This window comes from Micromonospora sp. NPDC049301, from assembly GCF_040678715.1.
Classification (GTDB): domain Bacteria; phylum Actinomycetota; class Actinomycetes; order Mycobacteriales; family Micromonosporaceae; genus Micromonospora.
The window spans coordinates 455,167-472,518 of record NZ_JBFAQO010000005.1; the positions used below are offsets into that span (position 1 = coordinate 455,167).

The following is a 17,352-nucleotide window of genomic DNA, read 5'->3' on the forward strand; positions in this document are numbered from 1 at the left end:
CTAGAGCTCGCGCACGCGGATGTTGCGGAACTCGATCAGATCGTTGTCGCCGTGGTTCTGGAGCCCGATGAAGCCGCTGAGGAACTGCCGCAGGTCGGTCGGCGGGTCACCCGCGCGTGAGGACTGCTTGCCCGGCGTGTTGTCGAACTCGTTGATCACCACGCCGTTGCGGATCATCGTGTAGTGCTGCCCGACCACGCGGATCTCGTAGTCGTTCCACTGGTTCTTCGGGGTGACGCCGGCCTGGGCGAGCGGCACCGGGTCGAAGTTGTAGACCGAGCCGGTCTTCTGCGGCTCGCCGGTCTCACCGTCGTAGATCTGGATCTCGTGGCCGCAGTAGATCGCCACCCACGCCGGTGAGGTCCGGGCGGATCCGACCGTGCCGCAGCTGCCCGGCGGGCGCTGCTCCAGCGGGATCCGCGGGTCCGGGAACCGGGTGAAGACCCCACTGTTGGCCCGGCCGGTGCCCGGGGCGATGTCGCGGAACTGCACCTTCAGCGAGAAGTCGGCGAGCTCCTTGGTGTGCCAGAGCATGCCCAGGCCGCCGCTGGACCGCAGCGAGCCGTCCGGCTGGATGCCGAACGATCCGGACGGCGCCTGCTGCCAGCCGAGCAGCGACTCGGCGGTGCCGTCGAAGAGCGGCTCGTACCCGGTGTGTCCGTTCCGGCCGATCTCGGACGCGGCGGCCAGGCGGGTCAGCGTGCCGGCCTCGCGGGCGGAGAGCAGGCCGTCGCCCTGGAGCGTGTCGGTCACCCCGGTCACGTGCCGGACGAAGCTGTTGTGGTCGGCCCAGGTGCTCTCGTCGTCGATCAGGTCGTTGATGGTGCAGCCCTGCCCGACCGTACGGCTGGGCACCTTCGTGTCCGTGTCACCGAGCCACACGGTGGCCCGGGCGTCGGGCACCGCGCAGCCCACCGTGACCGTGGTCTGCACCGTCGCCGTCTCGCCGTCGGCGTAGGTGACGGTCAGCTTCGCCGTGTAGGTGCCGACCCGGGCGTACGTGTGCCGGGGGTTCGCCTCGGTGGACGTGGCGCCGTCGCCGAACTCCCACCGGTAGCTGACGCCACCGGAGCGGGACCCGTTGAAGGCCACGGTCAGCGGCTTGTTCTGCACGGCGACCGAACTCGCGGCCGGTGCCGGGGTCGGCGCGCCACCGGTGTAGGTGATCCGGATGAGCTTCTGGTTGGGGTGCAGGCTGAAGAACCCGCCTCCGTAGTCGAGCAGGTAGAGCGCGCCGTCCGGGCCGAACTTGGCGTCCATCCAGCTCTGCAGCCGGGTGTCGCCGTTGCCGCCGGGGATGATGGCCCGCAGCGACTCGGCGAACACCGGCGGGGCCGCGCGCGGCACGCCCTCCGGGTCGACGGTGACCGCGACGCGGTTGTTGGCGTTCGACTGGTCGCCGATGAACCACTTCTCGTCCCAGTACTCCGGCCAGGCCACGCCGCTGTTCGTGTCGACGAGCTTCCGGTGGTACGTCGGGCCGGACATGATGGCCTGCCCGCCGCCACGGAGGTACGGCTGGGTGTAGGTGGCGTCGGCGGCGACGTAGGTCGGGATCCCGCTGCCGTCCGCCCGGTCCGGGAACACCGGGCCGCCGCCGTCCGGCGAGTACCAGATCATGTTGTCCCGGGCCGGCGGGATGTCCACCAGGCCGGTGTTACGCGGCGACTCGTTCTTCAGGTTGTCGCAGTCGTACCAGCCGGTCAGCACTGTCGCGTCGGTGCTGCTGCGGTCCCGGTACGGCTGCCGGTTGCCCATGCAGTACGGCCAGCCCTGGTTGCCGGCCGAGGTGACGATGGTGGCCGTCTCGTACTTGGCCGGGCCGAGCGTCGGGCTGGGCGACGCGGCGTCGGGCCCCACCCAGCCGGCGGTCAGCCACTGGTGCACCGGGTCGACCTGGAGGCGGGCGATGTTCCGCACGCCCATCACGTAGATCTCCGGCCGGGTCTTCTCGGTGCCCGGCGGGAACAGGTTGCCCTCCGGGATGGTGTACGTGCCGTCCGCCTCCGGGTGGATCCGGATGATCTTGCCGGCGAGGTCGTTGGTGTTACCCGACGTGCGGCGGGCGTCCTGGAACGAGATCCCCTGGTACTCCTGCGTCCAGTTGTTGCCGGAGTAGCCCTGCGACCCCTCGGAGGAGTTGTTGTCGCCGGACCCGACGTACAGGTTGCCCTTGGCGTCGAACGCCATGCCGCCGCCCGCGTGGCAGCAGCTGTGGATCTGCACCGGGAACTTCAGCAGGTCCTTGCGGGTGGCCTGGTCGATGGTCTGGGTCTCGCGGTCGTACGTGAACCGGGAAATGGTCCGCTGCCCGACCCGCTGCACCCGGTCGATCGACTCGTGCGGCATCCAGTAGACGTAGAGCCAGCCGTTCTCGGCGAACTTCGGGTCCGGGACGATGCCGAGCAGGCCCTCCTCGTTCTTCACGAGCTCGGAGCCGCTGCCCCGGTTGCCCATCACCGCCAGGGTGGTGAGGAGCTTGGCCTGCTTCGTACGCGGGTCCCACGAGTGGATGGTGCCGCAGCCCAGGCCGACGTTCGGGTTGTTCCAGTCCGCGATCGGGCCGCTCGGGCAGGCCGCCTTGCCGACGTAGAACGCCGTGCCGTCGGGGGCGATGGTGAGGCCGTGCGGCTCGCCGATCTGGTCCAGCTGCCCGGTCTGGTTGGCCGCGGTGAGGCGCTCCACCTTGTAGTTCGCGGCGATCGTCGCCTGGCAGTCGCCGCGCTCCAGGCCGGTCGTCCACTTGAGGGCGCCGGTCAGGTGCGTACGGAACGCCGCCTCGCCGTAGCTGCCCTCGGTGTGGCCCATGCCGGTGTAGAACGACCGGCCGCCGTCGTAGTCCCGGCACCAGGACACCGGGTGGAACGGCCCGTTGGCGCCCGGCCCCGGGTTGTAGTGCCGCTCCTCGACCTGAGCGACGGTGTGCACGGTGCCGATCGGGTTCGGGTCCCAGTTCTCCCAGCGGTCCGACCGGGTGATCGTCATGGGCAGCGACGCCGTGGCCGGGTGGTTCCGGTCCAGGATGTCGACGACGGCCCGGTTCACCGCCGGCGGCGCCGGAGGGGCGGTGCTGCCGGTGAACAGCCGCAGGTCGGCGAGCTGGGTGAGCGGCTCGCCGCTGTTCGCGGTGACGTTCAGCCGGAAGTGCTTGAACTCCTGCGGCGTGGCGATGTCGAACCGCCGCGTCTGGAACCGCTCCGCGAAGGTCTGGTTGGTGCGCCGGTCCAGATCGGACCAGCTCTGGCCATCGGCGGAGCCCTGCAACGTCCAGTCCTTCGGGTCCCGCCCGGAGGAGTCGTTGGCCGAGGTCAGCGCGTAACCGGTGATCCGCTTGGCGGCGCTCAGCTCGTACGCCACCCAGGCCGTCGGGGTGCGGACCAGCCACTTGGTGCCGGCGTCCCCGTCGGTCAGCTTCTCCTTGGTCTCGTTCGGCGGGTTCTCGCCGCTGGCGGTCACCCGGGCCACCGGCTCGGCCACCGGGATGGCGCCCGCGGGGCGGGTGCCGATCAGACCGGTGAACCAGGCGGAGTCGACCTGCGCGCGGGCGGCGTCGGCGATGCCGACGAAACCGCCGCCGGCCTTCATGTAGCTCTGCAGCGCCGCTTCCTGGTCACGGTTGAGCGCGGCGCCCGTCGCGGAGAGGAAGACCACGCTGCGGTACGCGGAGAGCCCGGCCGTGGTGAAGACGGCCGGGTCCGTGGTGGTCGTGACATCGATGTCATGGTCCGCGCCAAGATCGCGGATCGCGTCCGCCGCGCGGGCCACCGGGTCCTGTTGCTCCGCCACCGGTCCGTGGAAGACGAGGACCGCTGTCTTGTTTTCCTGCGCCGCCTGTGGTGCGGCTGCCGCCGGTGGTGCGGCTGCTGCCGGTGTGCCCGGCATCAGCATCGCGATGACCGCTGCCGCGGCGAGGGTTCGTCGTAGATTTCTTGTCATCCCCGTCCCCACTCTCGATTGACTCAGCTGCCGTGCGTGTGGGTGTGGCCCTGGAACCGGTGGATGGCCTCCTGCGCGCCCGGCGGCATGCTGCCGTCGGCGTTGCGCACCAGGAAGATCCCCGCCATGCCGCCGTCGGAGTGGAACTGCACGTGGCAGTGGTACATCCACGCGCCGGGCCCGACGCCCTCCCCGGCCAGCACCTGGAACCCGAACGAGCTGCCCGGGTTGAGGTCCTTGTTGTCGATCACGAGGCTCGGGTCGGCCGTGCCCTCGAGCATTCCGGTGCGGTTGTCCGCCCAGCGGTGCGCGTGCAGGTGGAAGGTGTGGAAGGTGCCGCCGTGCCCGATGGCGATCCACTCCACCCGCTGGCCCAGGTTCGCCTCGAACATCGGCGTGTTCGGCGCCATCCGATTGTTGATCATCATGTCGTTGAACACGACGGTGAACTGCTTCTCCGGCAGGATGTCGCCGCGACGCCGTACGACCAGCGCCCCGTACAGCCCCTTGGCCACCCCGCCGGTGCCGTGGTCGGTGCCCATGGCGTGGTCGTGGTAGTGCCAGTAGCCGGCGCTGCCCGGCATGAACCGCCGGCCCGACGCGAGGAACATCTCCCGCGAGCGCCACACGTACGTCCGGGTCTCGCCGGGATTGTTGAACGAGGCGTTGAGCGGGCTGCCGTCCGAGTCGGTGCTGTAGTCCACCCCGTGCGGATGGATGGACAGCCGCTGGTCGGTGGTGTTGACCAGGGTGATCTCCAGGGTGTCACCCTCGTAGATCTCCAGCACCGGCCCCGGCACGGTGGCCTGGCCGGGGGCCAGGCCGTACCCGAACAGCCCGCTGGGCAACTGCTCGGCGTAGAGGGTGACCTTCTTGGTGATGCCAGCCACGGCCTGGGCCGGACTGCCGCTGAAGGGTGCGCCGACCGTCGACGCGGTCACGCCGACCGCGCCGGCGGCCAGCACTCCGGTGGTCATCAGGGATCTGCGGGACAGGTGGCGGTGGGAGCCGACGGCGTGGTCGTCCATGGGACTCCGTTCTCGACCGGTCAAGTCGCGGCAGGGCATGGTGCGACGACCGTCGAGCACAGGAGGGACGGCCCCGCGAGTTCATGAGCCGCCGCGACTTTGCTCGGAAGACTCAGAACTTTCGACTGATGACCTCAATCTATGTATCGAATCGACGAAAGTAAAGATCCTTCGATGGAAAGGTAGCCGGCGGCAACGGTTACCGCGCGCCGACCAGCACTTATGGCGCGCGACCCGGGCGGCGGCGAACGACGACGATGCCCCCGTCCGGGGAGGACGGGGGCATCGTCAGGACGCGCGCGATCGGCGCGGTGCGGACCGCCGGGGTGGTTCGAGAGCGACCAGGTCAGGCCGCGGAGCGCCGCGACCGCGCCTCGTGCTCGACGGTCGCCGGCAGCTCCTCGGCCGCCGGACCGGCCACCGCCGGCGACCGGCGCCACCGGCGGTGCCGCGCCTCACGTAGGAGACCACCCAGGACGACCACCGCCCCGAGCAGGAGGGTCAGCCAGAACCACCGGGACGTGTCCCAGCTCGTCGACCCGGGGCCGGCGAACGGCTGCACGTCGTCCGGCAGGAGGGTGAGGGCCGTGGTCGCGAGCAGCAGGCCGGGCATGGCCGCCAGCCCGCCGTGGGTGGGGGCGGAGACCTGGACCGCGACCGCCGCGAAGGCCAGGGTCGTCGCCAGAAGGGCCGCCGCCTCCAGGGCCAGACCGCCGACCGGCAGATAGGGACGGCCCTCCGCCGGTACCGCCGCCCGACAGAGCAGCAGCGCCGCGAGCCAGACCACCACCAGGGGAAGCGCGGACAGCGCGATCCGCGTCAGGCGGACCAGCAGCCGGGACGTCGGGGTCACCTGCGTCGTCGGGTCGGCGGCGTCGTCCAGCGCGAAGGCCACGCCGAGCGCCACGGTCACCGACACCACCCTGATCAGGGTGACCGCGTACGGGACCTCCATCCGGTAGGAGACCGCCAGCGGCAGCGCGGCGAGCACGAGGGCCAGCACACCGCAGAGCACCGGCGGGGCCTTCCGGCTCGACCGGACCACGTGGGGCAGCAACGCCCGCACCGTCGTCAGCATCGGGCGCCCTCGGCCGCCGGGCCCTGCACCCGGGTGCCCAGCAGGCTCGCCGCCCGCTCGGTGCCGGTCTCCGGCCGGGTCAGTTCGGCCCAGTTGGCGATCACCTGCTGGCCCACCTGGTCCGCCGGCCGGTCCAGCAGGGACCGGACCACCGAGACCTCCTGCCGGCCGATGGACAGCGCGAGCGACGAGTCCACCAGCGGAAGGATCACGCTGCCGCCGGTGCGCGGCAGCAGGCTGCGCAGAGCCGCGGTCGTCTCCTCGGTCGCCGTGGCGGCGAGCCACAGCACCAGCACCGCCCGGGACCGGCAGACGGACAGGGCCGAGGCCTCGGTCGGCGGCTCGCCGGTGACCACCCGCGCGGCGAAGTGCCCGGCGAAGCTGAGCATCGCGTCCCCGCCGATCTGGTCCGTGCCCCACTTCGTGCCGACCGGCACCGCGCCCGGCGTACCGGCCCGCGCGTCGTCCGCCGTCCAGGCGGCGAGCGGCGGCGAGATGCTGACCGCACTGGTGGTGGCGCCGAACAGAAGGCGCTGCCGGACCACGTACCGGTCGGAGGCCCTGTCGGGCGGGGTGTGCCGGAGCACCCCGCCGACCAGCGTCGACCACTGGTCGAAACGGCCCTCGAAGTCGCGGAAGGCGCAGTAGGTGACCGTGCCCACCGTCCGACATGTCTGCTGTGCGGAGGGCTCCCGCTCGGCGACCGTCCGGCGGGCGGCGACGTCCCCGGGCACCGTGACCGACTGCCCCGCCCCGGCGACCACGGCCAGTACCGCCGTGATGCCCACCGCCGTCACCCCGATCCGCCGGTCGATGCGGCTGCGGGCGAGGGCGACCGCGCAGCACACCGCCGCGCAGGCGGCCAGGTAGACCAGGTGGCTCGCCACCGGCCGGTACATGAGGTCCGCCGGCAGAGGCGGCTCGAACTCGTCCTCGATCGCGACGAGACCCCACCACTTGAGCATCGGCCGGCTCAGCGTGACCGCGCCCACGAGTGTGAAGATCGCCATGCCGAGGATCACCAGGGGGCCGACGGCGACCATCGAGGTCAGCCGTCCCACGGCGACGCCGGCGACCCCGGCGAGCAGGACGACCAGCGGCCCGGTGGCCAGCTCCAGCAGGGACGGTTGCCCGACCGCCCCGGGCGCGGCGGCGAGGTGGGCGATGCGCGCGCCGACGAGCAGCCCGCTGAGGATCGCCAACGGCAGCGGCGCGAGAAGCTGGGCGAGGGTACGCCGCCACGGCGCCAGCGCGAGCAGGTCGGTGACCGCGGCGACGCCGGACCGCTGCGCCCGGGTGAGGGCCAGGTTGTTCCCGATGAACGCCCCGGCGGCGATCAGCAGCAGCGGCACCTGGGAGTACCGGTCCTCGTCCTGCAACACGGGGTACCGGTGCGCAAGCGCCCCGGTACCCCACTCGTAGGCCCACAGGGCGAGGTAGAGGACGAGACCCGTCAGCACCGCCGGATGACGCAGCAGCCGGACGGCCTCGATCCGGAAGAGGGCGCCGACCGCCCCACGGGGGCGTGGCGACACCGGCAGCGGCGACGTCGGCACCGGCGCCAGGCTGGTCCCGGTCACGCCGCGACCTCCGTGGCGGCGGACGGGTCGAGCAGCAGCAGGTAGCCGTCCTCGAGGGTGGCGGGGACGAGGTCGGCAGCCGCCGGTGGGACGCCGATGTTGCGGACCGTGCCCACCCCGGTGCGCCAGGCCGCCACCGCCTGCGGACTGCGTTCCGCGCTGTGCCAGACCCGGTTCTCGGCCAGCGCCGTCAACCGCGCGGGCGGGCCGTCGAAGCGGACGACACCCCGGTCCAGCACGATCACCCGGTGGCACAGGGCCGACACGTCCTCGGTCTGGTGGGTGGAGAGCAGGACGACCCGCCCCTCACCGAGATCCGCGATCAGCTCGCGGAACCGGAGGCGCTGTTCCGGGTCGAGCCCGACGGTCGGCTCGTCGAGGATGAGCACGCGCGGATCGCCCACGATGGCGGCGGCGAGGGCCACCCGCTGCCGCATCCCGCCGGACAGCGCCTTGATCCGCTTGCCCCGATCGTCGCTGAGGCCGACCGCCGCCAGCACCCGGAGGGTCTCGTCCCGGCGCTGCCGGCGATCGGTGATCTCCTTGAGGATCGCGACGTAGTCGATGAACTCGTACGCGGTGAAGTTCGGGAAGAAGCCCGGCTGCTGCGGCAGGTAACCCATCCGCCTGCGGGTCGCCAACCGGCCGGCGGTCGTGAGCGGGTCGGTGTCGAGGATCCGCACGGTGCCCGAATCCGGGGGCATCGCGGTGGCGAGAATCCGCAGCAGCGACGTCTTGCCCGCGCCGTTCGGCCCGAGCAGCCCGGTCACCCCCTCACCGGCGGTGAACGACACCCCGGCGAGAGCCGTGTGCCGCCGGTACCGCAGGGTCAGCCCGTCGACGGCGACGAGCTGCCCCGGCGTCGTTTCCGCGGGATGCGACATTCGGGTCCTCCGAGCTGGTCAGGGGTCAGGGGGTCAGGACGGCGGTGGGCTGTTGGTCGAATCGGCGGCGGGCCAGCGCCAGGCCGACGGCCGCGGCCACGGCCACCACGCTCACCACAGCCTGACCGGCGGTGGTGAGCAGGAGCGACCGGCCGCCGGCGAAATGGGTCGTGGCGAGGAGCAGGGCCAGCCAGCCGACGCCGGTCACCGCAGCGGCGACGACCGGGTCGACCCGCGCGGTCATCGCCAGGGTGACCAGCGTCAGCGCGAGCATCGGAAGCAGCCAGGCGAGGGTGGCGGGGCCGCTGCGGGGCAGCACCAGACTGGCGGCCGCGGCCAGGCCGGCCGCCACCCCCAGGACCGCGGCGGTACGCAGGAGCGCGAGCCGCAGCCCGTGCACGGGCGCGACCAGGGTGATCTCGTACGTCGGGTCGAACCGGCGGCCGAAGGAGACGGCGACGCCGAGCACCGGGAGCATGGGCGAGATCGCCAGCAGGAGCAGCGACGGCGAGTCCAGTGGCGACAACCGGGCCACGAGGGCGGCGGTGAAGAGCACGAGGCCCGCCGCGATGGTCCAGGATCGGCGCAGCGCGGGGGTGGCGGCGACCAGCCGGGCGGTCTCCGGGGACACTCCACACCAGATCAGGGCCCGCTCCGCGGGGCCGCGGCGCGGCTCGTCGAGGATTTCGTCGATGGTCGACCACAGCCGCTCGTACCGGGCCGGCGGCGACAGCCGGGCCAGCTCCTCTCGGCACTCCGGGCATCCGTCGACGTGCCCCTCGACGCCGGCCAGGGCGGCGGCGGGCAGGTGGCCCTCGACGTACTCCCGCAGCACCTCGGCGGTGACGTGATCGCCCCGCCGGGCCGCCGCGACCCGCAGGTCACCGCGGTGGTCGCCTGCTCTGGTCACGCCAGCTCCTCACGTAGCCGTCGGCGGGCTCGCTGCACCCGGGTCTTGACCGTCCCGACCGGCACCCCGAGAAGCCGGGCAGCCTCCTCCATGGTGAGGCCGTCCACCGCGGTGACCCGCAGCGCGGTCCGCTGGTCGACGGGGAGCCGGGACAGCGCCTGCGCCGGCTCCCCGCAGCCGAGTGTGTCGAGGGTGGAGTCCTCCGCCGACGGCTCGTGCGGGAGGCGCTGGCCGAAGAGCCGGCGTTGCAACCGGGCGCGCAGCCCGGCGCCTCGCTGGAGGTCGACCAGGCGCCGGTGCCCGATCCGCCAGAGCCACCCGGCGACATCATCGACATCGTCTCGGGGCGGCCGGCTCCAGATCGAAACGAAGACGTCCTGGATCACGTCGTCGATGACCATGCCGTCCGGGCAGCGGTGACCGAGGCGAGCGGCGAGCCACGGGGCGTACCTGCGGTAGAGCTCGGCGCACGCCTGCCGGTCGCGCTCGGCGATGCCACGCACGAGGTGCGCGTCGCTGGGCGGCTCCCGCCGGTCTGCCATCACATACCCCTCGTCGTTCGCCATGGCCGACATGGTTCGGTCAGCCAGTGTGACACCGATCACACAAATTCGTCGACGATCTCCCCGGGTTGCGTTTCGCTCACCTTGCCCACCTTTCCTTGGTCAGTTGTCAGTCAGCTTCCAGTCAGCGGCACGATCCGCGGATCAGAGGATCATGGAAAGTGAATCAGAATATCGACGACGCGGAAAGCCTCATTGCTGCACATCGATTAAACAAGTATTTTCCGAAGGTCTGTCACACGGGGTGGCAGGCAAACGGGAGGAGTGCTCGTGAGGATCCGAGCCACAGGCAGGAAAGCGGCGGCCGTCGGCGCTGTCGCGGCAGGCCTGATCGCGACCGTCGGTGCGGCGCCGGCCTACGCCGGCAACGCCCCAGGCTGCGTCGCGGTCTGGGTTTCGCAGGGAACCGCCACGCAGACCGGCTACGCGCGCAACGACTGCAACTACAACGTCCGCATCAAGATCTCCTGGAACTTCGGGGCCGACGGAGCCTGCTGGACCGTCGAACCGGGCTACCAGATCTCGTCGAAGGTGGCCCGCGTTCCCCGGGTCTTCAACGGCGCGGACAACTGCTGATCCGGCACTTCCAGGAGCCTTCGGTAGGCGGCTCGACCGCCCACCGGAGGCTCCACCCGTTGTGCCCTCAGCGGACAGCCCTGGCCAACTGGCGGTCGATGCCCAAATGCACCGGCACGCCATGCAAACACCGCCGCCACGACGTGATCGGTTGGGCAGCTCAAAGGTCCGCGGCATGGTGGAGATATGTCAGTCATAAGCGAACGCACAGCCTGACGATCAGGTCGTATCGGTGTCTGACGGTGTTCCCATCAGGTCAGTCGCGATCGCGTCCACCGGCCGTCGCGTCCCGGATGGCTTGCATGACCTCCGGGTACCACGCCGCGCCCACGCGCGCCTGGAGCATCACGGCCCGACCGTCGACGACCTTTGGCACATGGGGCTCTAGCAGCGGAAACAACTCTCGACGTTTCACACCACTCCCCCGCCATCCGTCGACCTCTTGCGGACTGGATGCGGACGCGTCTCTGAGCGGTCGTGATCCAATACGCGGCCATGGGGTTGGATGAGTGCCTGACCGAGTTGCTGGTCCAGCTCGGGGATCGCGGCCTGGTCGCCATCATCAAGATGGACGGCGAACGAGAACGGGGGCGCTGGACGGTGCTGGTGTCGGGCAAGCCGCTCGGCGGCGAACTCGTGCGGTGGGACGGCGACGACTTGGACGCCGGGCTGTCGAGCGTGGTGGCCAGGCTTCAGGAGCGGGTTCCAGGACTGCTCGACTGAGCTACGGCCTGGGGCGTACCGGCCACACGGTTTAGGAAGTGTTGACACGGCGGGAAGTGTCATCGCCATGACCTGGCGTGACCTGCGCCGCCATGCCCGGGGGGACGTCCAGGCGGTGACCGCCGTTGACCCTCGGCTCCCGTGCCGACGGGCACGCAACGGGCACGCAGCCCGGTCATGAACCCTCATCCCGCAACCGGGCTCGTGCCTGCTCAACCAGCTCGGCATGCTGCGGCAAGAACGGCTCGACCAGCTCCCGCTCCAGCAGGCAGGTGAGGTTCCACAGCGCTCGTTGCTCCGCCTGATCCTCGACCAGGTCAGCGAAGTCGTTGGTCATCTCGTCGGTGCGGTACAGCCACTCGAACAAGACCAGCGCCTCGGCGCGACTGAGCCGCAAGACCACCTCGTCCTCTGCCACGCCAAGCAGCGTACGGACACCTACAGTTTGGAAGAGCGCGCTCAACGGACCGTGATGCCCGTAACGCCTGCGGCCGGCGGCAGAGCCCCATGCCGCTCGTGCCCGCTCATGACCGCTGCGCGCCACGGTTACTGGCCCGTGGATGGCCCAGTCATTCGGTCGGCACTGCATCTCCTGCCGCGATTCTGGCCGCCTTGCGTAGGCTGCCGATCTATGGCCGTTGGACTCAATGAGCGTCAGCTCGAAGCCATCGCAGAAACGCTGGACCTGGCCCAACAGCTCGGGGTCGAAGTATGGCTTCGTGGTGGTTGGGCAATGGATTTCTTCCTCGGTGAGATCACTCGCGAACATGTAGACGTGGACTGGTTCGCTTGGAGCCACGAAGCGGCCAGGCTGGCAGCCGCTCTCACGGATCACGGCTACGCCCTACTCGCGGATCCGCCACATGATCAGCAACTCGACCTGGTGAGGGCCGACGTGGAGCTCAGCTTCGCGCTCCTTGCCAGAGACAAGCATGGACGAGTCGTCGTTGCAGGCGGCCCGTGGGCCGATGAGCCATGGCCAGACGGCATGCTCGACGGCGGCTTGGGGCGGCTCGGCGGGCTTCGCTGTCCAATTATCGAGCCACGAGCCCAGATCGAGATCAAGCAGATGATGCCGGTGTGGGTGCCTGGCCGGCCTCGACGCGCCAAGGATGCTGCCGACATCGCCCGCCTTGCAGCCGCTTTGGTTTGCACGGATTGATCGTGTGCGGATACCTGGAGCGCTAGCGGATGTCCTCGTCGGGCAGTCGCCAGACCGTCCAGCCCTTGTGGTGCCCGGCGAGAAGGCGGTGCAGCGGATGCTCGGGCACGCCTCGACGGCGATGACGCTGGACGTGTACGCGGACCTGTTCAAGGACGATCTGGACCAGGTGGCGGACCGCCTCGACCGGGCGGCGGGTCGTGCCGCTGCGGACTCAATGCGGACCGACGGGGTCGGCCCGGACCTCGACGCGGTTCGTCTGGATCGTCGTCACCCTGGCTGACCTGAGAGTTTCCGTGGTGGGGCGGGCGGGACTCGAACCCGCGACCGAGGGATTATGAGTCCCCTGCTCTAACCGGCTGAGCTACCGCCCCGACACCGCGCCGGATCTTATCCCGCCCGGCGGGCGGCGGCCAGCGTCGAGCCGGCCGGCGCCCACGCTCGCAGCAGCACGATGGGCAACAGGAATATAACAGCGTGCTGCCGCCCGTCCGGGGACGCGGGCAGCGGTCGGTCACCCGGCCCGCAGCTCCGCCAGCACCGCCCCGGCGGTACGCCAACCGCTGGTCAGAGCACCCTGGATCGATGGGCTGTCGCGGTGGTCACCGGCCACGAACAGCCCCTCCCCCAGCGCGACCGGCTTGCGCAGCCGCCCCTGCGGTGGTGGGGCGGCGGGCAGCGCGTCGGGGACGGACACGGTGGTGAGGTGGGTCCAGTCGGCGGTGGAACATCCGTACAGCCGGGTCAACTCGGCCCGTACGGCCGGCTCGGGCGGGGCCGTCGGGCCGACCACCGAGGTGGCCACCAGGTGCCGTCCGGCCGGGGCGTACGTCGGGGTGGCGTTGCTGAGCACCACGGTGTTGGCGATGGTTTCCCGTCGGTCACCGTCGACGAGCAGGATCGGCTCGGTCAGCGGCGGCTCGGGTGCGCTGTGGTAGTAGGTGGTGTAGCTGTGCATGCGTACCGTCGACAGGGCCGGCAGCAGCGCGGCGGCGGCGGGCGGGTCGACGGCGACCACGACGGCCCGGCAGCGGATGTCACCGGCCTGGGTGCGGACCCGGCCGGGGGCGACCTCGGCGACCGGGGTGTCCAGCGCGATCAGGTCGGCCGGCAGCGGGTCGGCGACCGCCCGGGGCAGGGCGGCCATCCCCTCGGCGGGCAGCCCGATCCGGCCTCGGGCGAACGAGCGCAGCACCATCGCCAGCACGTGGCTGGAGGTCGCCAGCTCGCGCTCGATGAACACGCCGGACAGGAACGGCCGCAGCAGCTCTTCGATGATCGCGTCGGAGAGGCCGGCCCGGCGCAGCGCCACCTCGGCGGTGGTCTCCGGCGCGGCGAGCAGCCGGGACGTGGGCAGCGTGGCGCAGCCGGTGGCGAGCGCGGCGAAGCGCAGCCGGTCGCGCAGGGAGCCGACCCCGGCCAGCGCGGTGCGCGGCCCGCCGGTGGGCTCACGCAGCGGGTTGACCAGCCGCAACAGGTCATCGCCCTTGCGCACCAGCACGCCGGAGGTGAAGTACCCCAGGTCGAGCCGGTCGGTGTCGAGCAGCGTGCCGAGCCGGGGGTAGGCGGTGTTGAGCACCTGGAACCCGCGATCGATCAGGTAGCCGTCCACGACGTCGGTGGCCACCCGGCCGCCGAGCCGGCCGCCGGCCTCCAGCAGCCGCCAGGGCACGCCGGCGCGGTGCAGCCGGCGGGCGGCGGCGAGGCCGGCCAGGCCGCCGCCGACGATGACCACGTCGGTCTCAGCGAGCATGTCGCGCCTCCCGCTCGCCGTTCGCCCGGGACAACCGGCCCGGCCACCAGATTTTCGGCCCGATGTCGTACGCGAGCGCGGGCACCAGCAGCGACCGCACGATGATGGTGTCGATGAGTACGCCGACGGCGACCGCGGTGCCCAGCTCGACCAGTACCACCAGCGGCAGGACGGCCAGCGCGGAGAAGGTCGCGGCGAGCACGATGCCGGCGGAGGTGATCACCCCGCCGGTGACGGCGAGGCCGGCGAGGACCCCGGCCCGGGTGCCGCGTCGGACGGATTCCTCGCGGACCCGGCTCATCAGAAAGATGTTGTAGTCGATGCCGAGGGCGACGAGGAAGACGAACGCGAACAGCGGGAACGACGCGTCCACCCCGGGGAAGTCGAAGGCGTGCCGGAACAGCAGCGCGCAGAGGCCGAGGGTGGCCGCGAAGCTGAGCAGCACGGTGGCGATCAGCAGCACCGGTGCGAGGAGTGCGCGCAGCAGCAGGGCCAGGATGACCGCGATGACCACGAGCACCACCGGGATGATGACGTTCTGGTCGCGGGTGGCGGCGTCGGAGGTGTCCACGTTGATCGCGGTGAAGCCGCCGACCACCGCGTCCGCGCCGGGCACCTGGTGTACGGCCACCCGCAGCTCCCGGATGGTCCGCTCGGCGCCGTTGCTGTCCGGTGGGTCGGCGAGGGTCGCCTCCAGCTGGATCCGCCCGTCGACCACCTTCGGCGCGGCGTTCGCCTCGGGTGGGCCGGCCTGCGGGCTGGCGCTGACCGGGCGGACCGCGGCGACGCCCGGCACACCCTGCGCCACCTGGGCCACCTGCCGGGCGGTCTGCTCGGTGGCGAAGATGGTGGCCGGGCTACCGGTGCCGGCCGGGTAGTGCCGGGCGATGACGTCCTGGCCGTCGACCGAGTCGGTGCGCTGGGTGAACAGGTCGGACTGGCCGAGGGTGGTCACGCCGAGCTGGGTGAGGCCGAGCGTGAGGACCGCCAGCACGACCGCGGTGCTCAGCCAGACCGGTCGGGCGTTTCGGGCCACGAAGCCGGCGATCCGGCTCCAGATGCCCTGCTCGGTCTGCGGGTCGGCCTGGTCGACGCGGGGCCGCCGCGGCCAGAAGGCCCACCGGCCGCCGAGCACCAGCAGCGCGGGCAGGAAGGTGAGCATCACCAGCAGGGTGGCGGCGATGCCGATGGCGGCGACCGGGCCGAGCGCCCGGTTGGAGTTGAGACTGGAGAGCAGCAGGCAGAGCAGGCTGACGATGACCGTCCCGCCGGAGGCGATGATGGCCGGGGCGGCGCCCTTCCACGCCGTCCGCATGGCGTCCCAGGGGCGGCCGTGCCGGTGCAGTTCCTCGCGATAGCGGGCGATGAGCAGCAGCGCGTAGTCGGTGCCGGCGCCGAAGACCAGCACGGTGAGGATGCCCTGGGCCTGCCCGTTGAGTTTGAGCACGTCGGCGTCGGCGAGCAGGTAGACGAAGACCGAGGCCAGCGCGTACGACATCCCGGCGGCCAGCAGCGGGAACACCCAGAGCACCGGGCTGCGGTAGACGATCAGCAGGATGACCAGGACCACGACCAGGGTGACCAGCAGCAGTGGCCCGTCGATGGCGGAGAAGACCTCGATCAGGTCGGCGAGCAGGCCGGCCGGGCCGGCGACGTCCACGGTGAGCCCGTCCCGGTCGCCGCCGGTGATGTCGCGCAGGTGCTCGACGACCGTGCCGATCTCCTCCCCCTCGGCGTCGTCCACCGGCACGACGACCTGAAGTGCCTGGCCGTCCTGGCTGGGGATCGGCGGGGGCAGCGGGTTGACCACGCCGGGCACCCGGGCGAAACGGGCGACGTCGGCGCTCACCCGCTGCCGGTCCGCGTCGGTGATGCCCGAGGCCCGCTCGTAGACGACCAGTGCCGGGATGGTCTGCCGGTCGACGAACTCGCCGGCGAGGTCCTGTGCGCGGGTCGCCTCGGCGTCAGTGGGCAGGAAGGCCGCGTTGTCGTTGGTGGCGACCTCGCCGAGACGCCCGGAGTACGGCCCGGCCACACTCCCGATCACGAGCCAGGCCAGCACGACCGCCACCGCGATCAGGGTGGCCCGGCCGTGGCCACCTCGTCCGGACATCCGCACTCACCCCAAGAATCGACGCACCAATCGACGCAGCGGGAGTCTAAGTCGACAGCGACCATCCTGCCGGGCGAGCGCACGGCAGGAGGGCGAAACCGGGTCGAGAGGGGTGTGCGGTGGTGGCGCGGGTGCCGGGCCACGAACACGAAGACGCCCGTCGGCGTGCTGCCGACGGGCGCTGGGTGGAGAAGCTCCCCCGATTGGACTCGAACCAATAACCTGCCGGTTAACAGCCGGCTGCTCTGCCAATTGAGCTACAGGGGACCGTGCACCGCCCGACCCGGATCTCCCCGACGCCGTGCGACGGGACAAGAGTACAGGACATCCCGGGGTGGTGGTCCAGTGGGTTCCGCCCCCACCTTCCATGATCCAGACGCCCAGCTCAGCGGCGCGACACATCGATAATCCGGGCAAATCGTCATCCGGGCACAAGCAGGCATGAGCGGAGAGCAGGATGGGTAGTTAGCTGCGGACAGAGGACGCAGGCGCGAATTGGTCGCTCCCGGCGGGGCAGCCCACCGGAGCGACGGCGCGTCAGGTACGGAAGGAGCCGCCATGCGCGGAAAGATCATGTTTCTTGGCGGGCTGGCTGCGGGATTCGTCCTGGGCGCCCGTGCCGGCCGGGAAAAGTACGAAGAGCTGGTCGTCCGGGGCCGCAAGGTGCTCGACCACCCGACCGTCCAGGAGGCGGCCGGGGTCGCGCAGGCCCAGGCCAACCGGCTCTACAGCGAGGGCAAGGACAAGCTCGGCCAGACCAAGCTGGGCGAGAAGCTGGGCACGGGCAACGGCAGCACCGGCAAGCAGGAGCTGACCGCCGCCGACGACGCGTTCGCCGGCACGCCCGCCACCGTTGGCGCCAAGGCGGGCTCCGGCTCGTCGGGCACCAGCAGCACGGTCGGCACGACCTCCGGGTCGCCGTCGGCCACCCCCCGCACCAAGCCGTCCGGCTCGGGCACGAACGCCAGCACGCTCTGACCAACCGCACGTCGACGGGCCGGTCGCCGCAGGGCGACCGGCCCGTGGTCTGTCCGGATGCGGTGAGC

General features: G+C 71.3%; 15 protein-coding genes and 2 tRNA genes. 5 read left to right on the forward strand and 12 right to left on the reverse strand.

The annotated features are described in order from the left end of the window. The 7 genes from AB0K07_RS17925 to AB0K07_RS17955 form a co-directional block, all read right to left on the reverse strand. A complete protein-coding gene (locus AB0K07_RS17925) occupies positions 1-3,936 on the reverse strand; it encodes a ThuA domain-containing protein (protein ID WP_363756345.1) in 3,936 nt (1,311 codons plus the stop codon). 23 nt (positions 3,937-3,959) lie between these two features. Beyond that, positions 3,960-4,964, reverse strand: a complete 1,005-nt coding sequence (locus AB0K07_RS17930; protein WP_363756347.1) for a multicopper oxidase domain-containing protein — start codon at positions 4,962-4,964, stop codon at positions 3,960-3,962. 346 nt (positions 4,965-5,310) lie between these two features. Then, complete coding sequence (locus tag AB0K07_RS17935; protein WP_363756349.1) at positions 5,311-6,042, reverse strand: hypothetical protein; 732 nt, start codon at positions 6,040-6,042, stop codon at positions 5,311-5,313. Beyond that, positions 6,036-7,622 carry a hypothetical protein gene (locus AB0K07_RS17940; RefSeq protein ID WP_363756351.1) on the reverse strand — a complete coding sequence of 529 codons (1,587 nt, stop codon included), beginning with the start codon at positions 7,620-7,622 and terminating at the stop codon, positions 6,036-6,038. The genes AB0K07_RS17935 and AB0K07_RS17940 overlap by 7 nt, the downstream gene beginning before the upstream one ends. Then, positions 7,619-8,506, reverse strand: a complete 888-nt coding sequence (locus tag AB0K07_RS17945; RefSeq protein ID WP_363756353.1) for an ATP-binding cassette domain-containing protein — start codon at positions 8,504-8,506, stop codon at positions 7,619-7,621. Before AB0K07_RS17945 ends, AB0K07_RS17940 begins: the two co-directional genes overlap by 4 nt. A 25-nt stretch (positions 8,507-8,531) precedes the next feature. Then, a complete protein-coding gene (locus AB0K07_RS17950) occupies positions 8,532-9,416 on the reverse strand; it encodes a zf-HC2 domain-containing protein (protein WP_363756355.1) in 885 nt (294 codons plus the stop codon). Beyond that, complete coding sequence (locus tag AB0K07_RS17955) at positions 9,413-9,982, reverse strand: RNA polymerase sigma factor (RefSeq protein ID WP_363756357.1); 570 nt, start codon at positions 9,980-9,982, stop codon at positions 9,413-9,415. The genes AB0K07_RS17950 and AB0K07_RS17955 overlap by 4 nt, the downstream gene beginning before the upstream one ends. A 267-nt stretch (positions 9,983-10,249) precedes the next feature. Here AB0K07_RS17955 and AB0K07_RS17960 point away from each other — a divergent pair, with 267 nt between their 5' ends. Both AB0K07_RS17960 and AB0K07_RS17965 read left to right on the forward strand, forming a co-directional pair. Next, complete coding sequence (locus tag AB0K07_RS17960) at positions 10,250-10,555, forward strand: hypothetical protein (protein WP_363756359.1); 306 nt, start codon at positions 10,250-10,252, stop codon at positions 10,553-10,555. 477 nt (positions 10,556-11,032) lie between these two features. After that, positions 11,033-11,278, forward strand: a complete 246-nt coding sequence (locus AB0K07_RS17965) for a hypothetical protein (RefSeq protein ID WP_363756361.1) — start codon at positions 11,033-11,035, stop codon at positions 11,276-11,278. 175 nt (positions 11,279-11,453) lie between these two features. On the opposite strand, the gene AB0K07_RS17970 is transcribed toward AB0K07_RS17965, so the two are convergent. Beyond that, positions 11,454-11,696, reverse strand: coding sequence for a hypothetical protein (locus AB0K07_RS17970; RefSeq protein ID WP_363756362.1), 243 nt, complete (start codon positions 11,694-11,696; stop codon positions 11,454-11,456). Between the two features lie 213 nt (positions 11,697-11,909). Between AB0K07_RS17970 and AB0K07_RS17975 the strand changes: the two genes are divergently transcribed. Both AB0K07_RS17975 and AB0K07_RS17980 read left to right on the forward strand, forming a co-directional pair. After that, positions 11,910-12,440: an aminoglycoside adenylyltransferase gene (locus AB0K07_RS17975; RefSeq protein WP_363756364.1), complete on the forward strand. Its 531-nt coding sequence runs from the start codon at positions 11,910-11,912 to the stop codon at positions 12,438-12,440. Positions 12,441-12,537: 97 nt separating this feature from the next. Continuing rightward, complete coding sequence (locus tag AB0K07_RS17980) at positions 12,538-12,723, forward strand: hypothetical protein (protein WP_363756366.1); 186 nt, start codon at positions 12,538-12,540, stop codon at positions 12,721-12,723. A gap of 14 nt (positions 12,724-12,737) precedes the next feature. On the opposite strand, the gene AB0K07_RS17985 is transcribed toward AB0K07_RS17980, so the two are convergent. From AB0K07_RS17985 to AB0K07_RS18000, 4 genes are all read right to left on the reverse strand, one after another. After that, a tRNA-Ile gene (locus AB0K07_RS17985) sits at positions 12,738-12,814 on the reverse strand. A gap of 140 nt (positions 12,815-12,954) precedes the next feature. Then, a complete protein-coding gene (locus AB0K07_RS17990) occupies positions 12,955-14,193 on the reverse strand; it encodes an FAD-dependent oxidoreductase (protein ID WP_363756368.1) in 1,239 nt (412 codons plus the stop codon). Then, a complete protein-coding gene (locus AB0K07_RS17995; RefSeq protein WP_363756370.1) occupies positions 14,183-16,306 on the reverse strand; it encodes an MMPL family transporter in 2,124 nt (707 codons plus the stop codon). Before AB0K07_RS17995 ends, AB0K07_RS17990 begins: the two co-directional genes overlap by 11 nt. A 194-nt stretch (positions 16,307-16,500) precedes the next feature. Then, positions 16,501-16,573 (reverse strand) — tRNA-Asn (locus AB0K07_RS18000). Between the two features lie 291 nt (positions 16,574-16,864). Between AB0K07_RS18000 and AB0K07_RS18005 the strand changes: the two genes are divergently transcribed. After that, entirely contained in the window at positions 16,865-17,284 is a 420-nt protein-coding gene (locus AB0K07_RS18005; protein ID WP_354965523.1) for a hypothetical protein, read from the forward strand. Positions 17,285-17,352 lie beyond the last annotated feature (68 nt).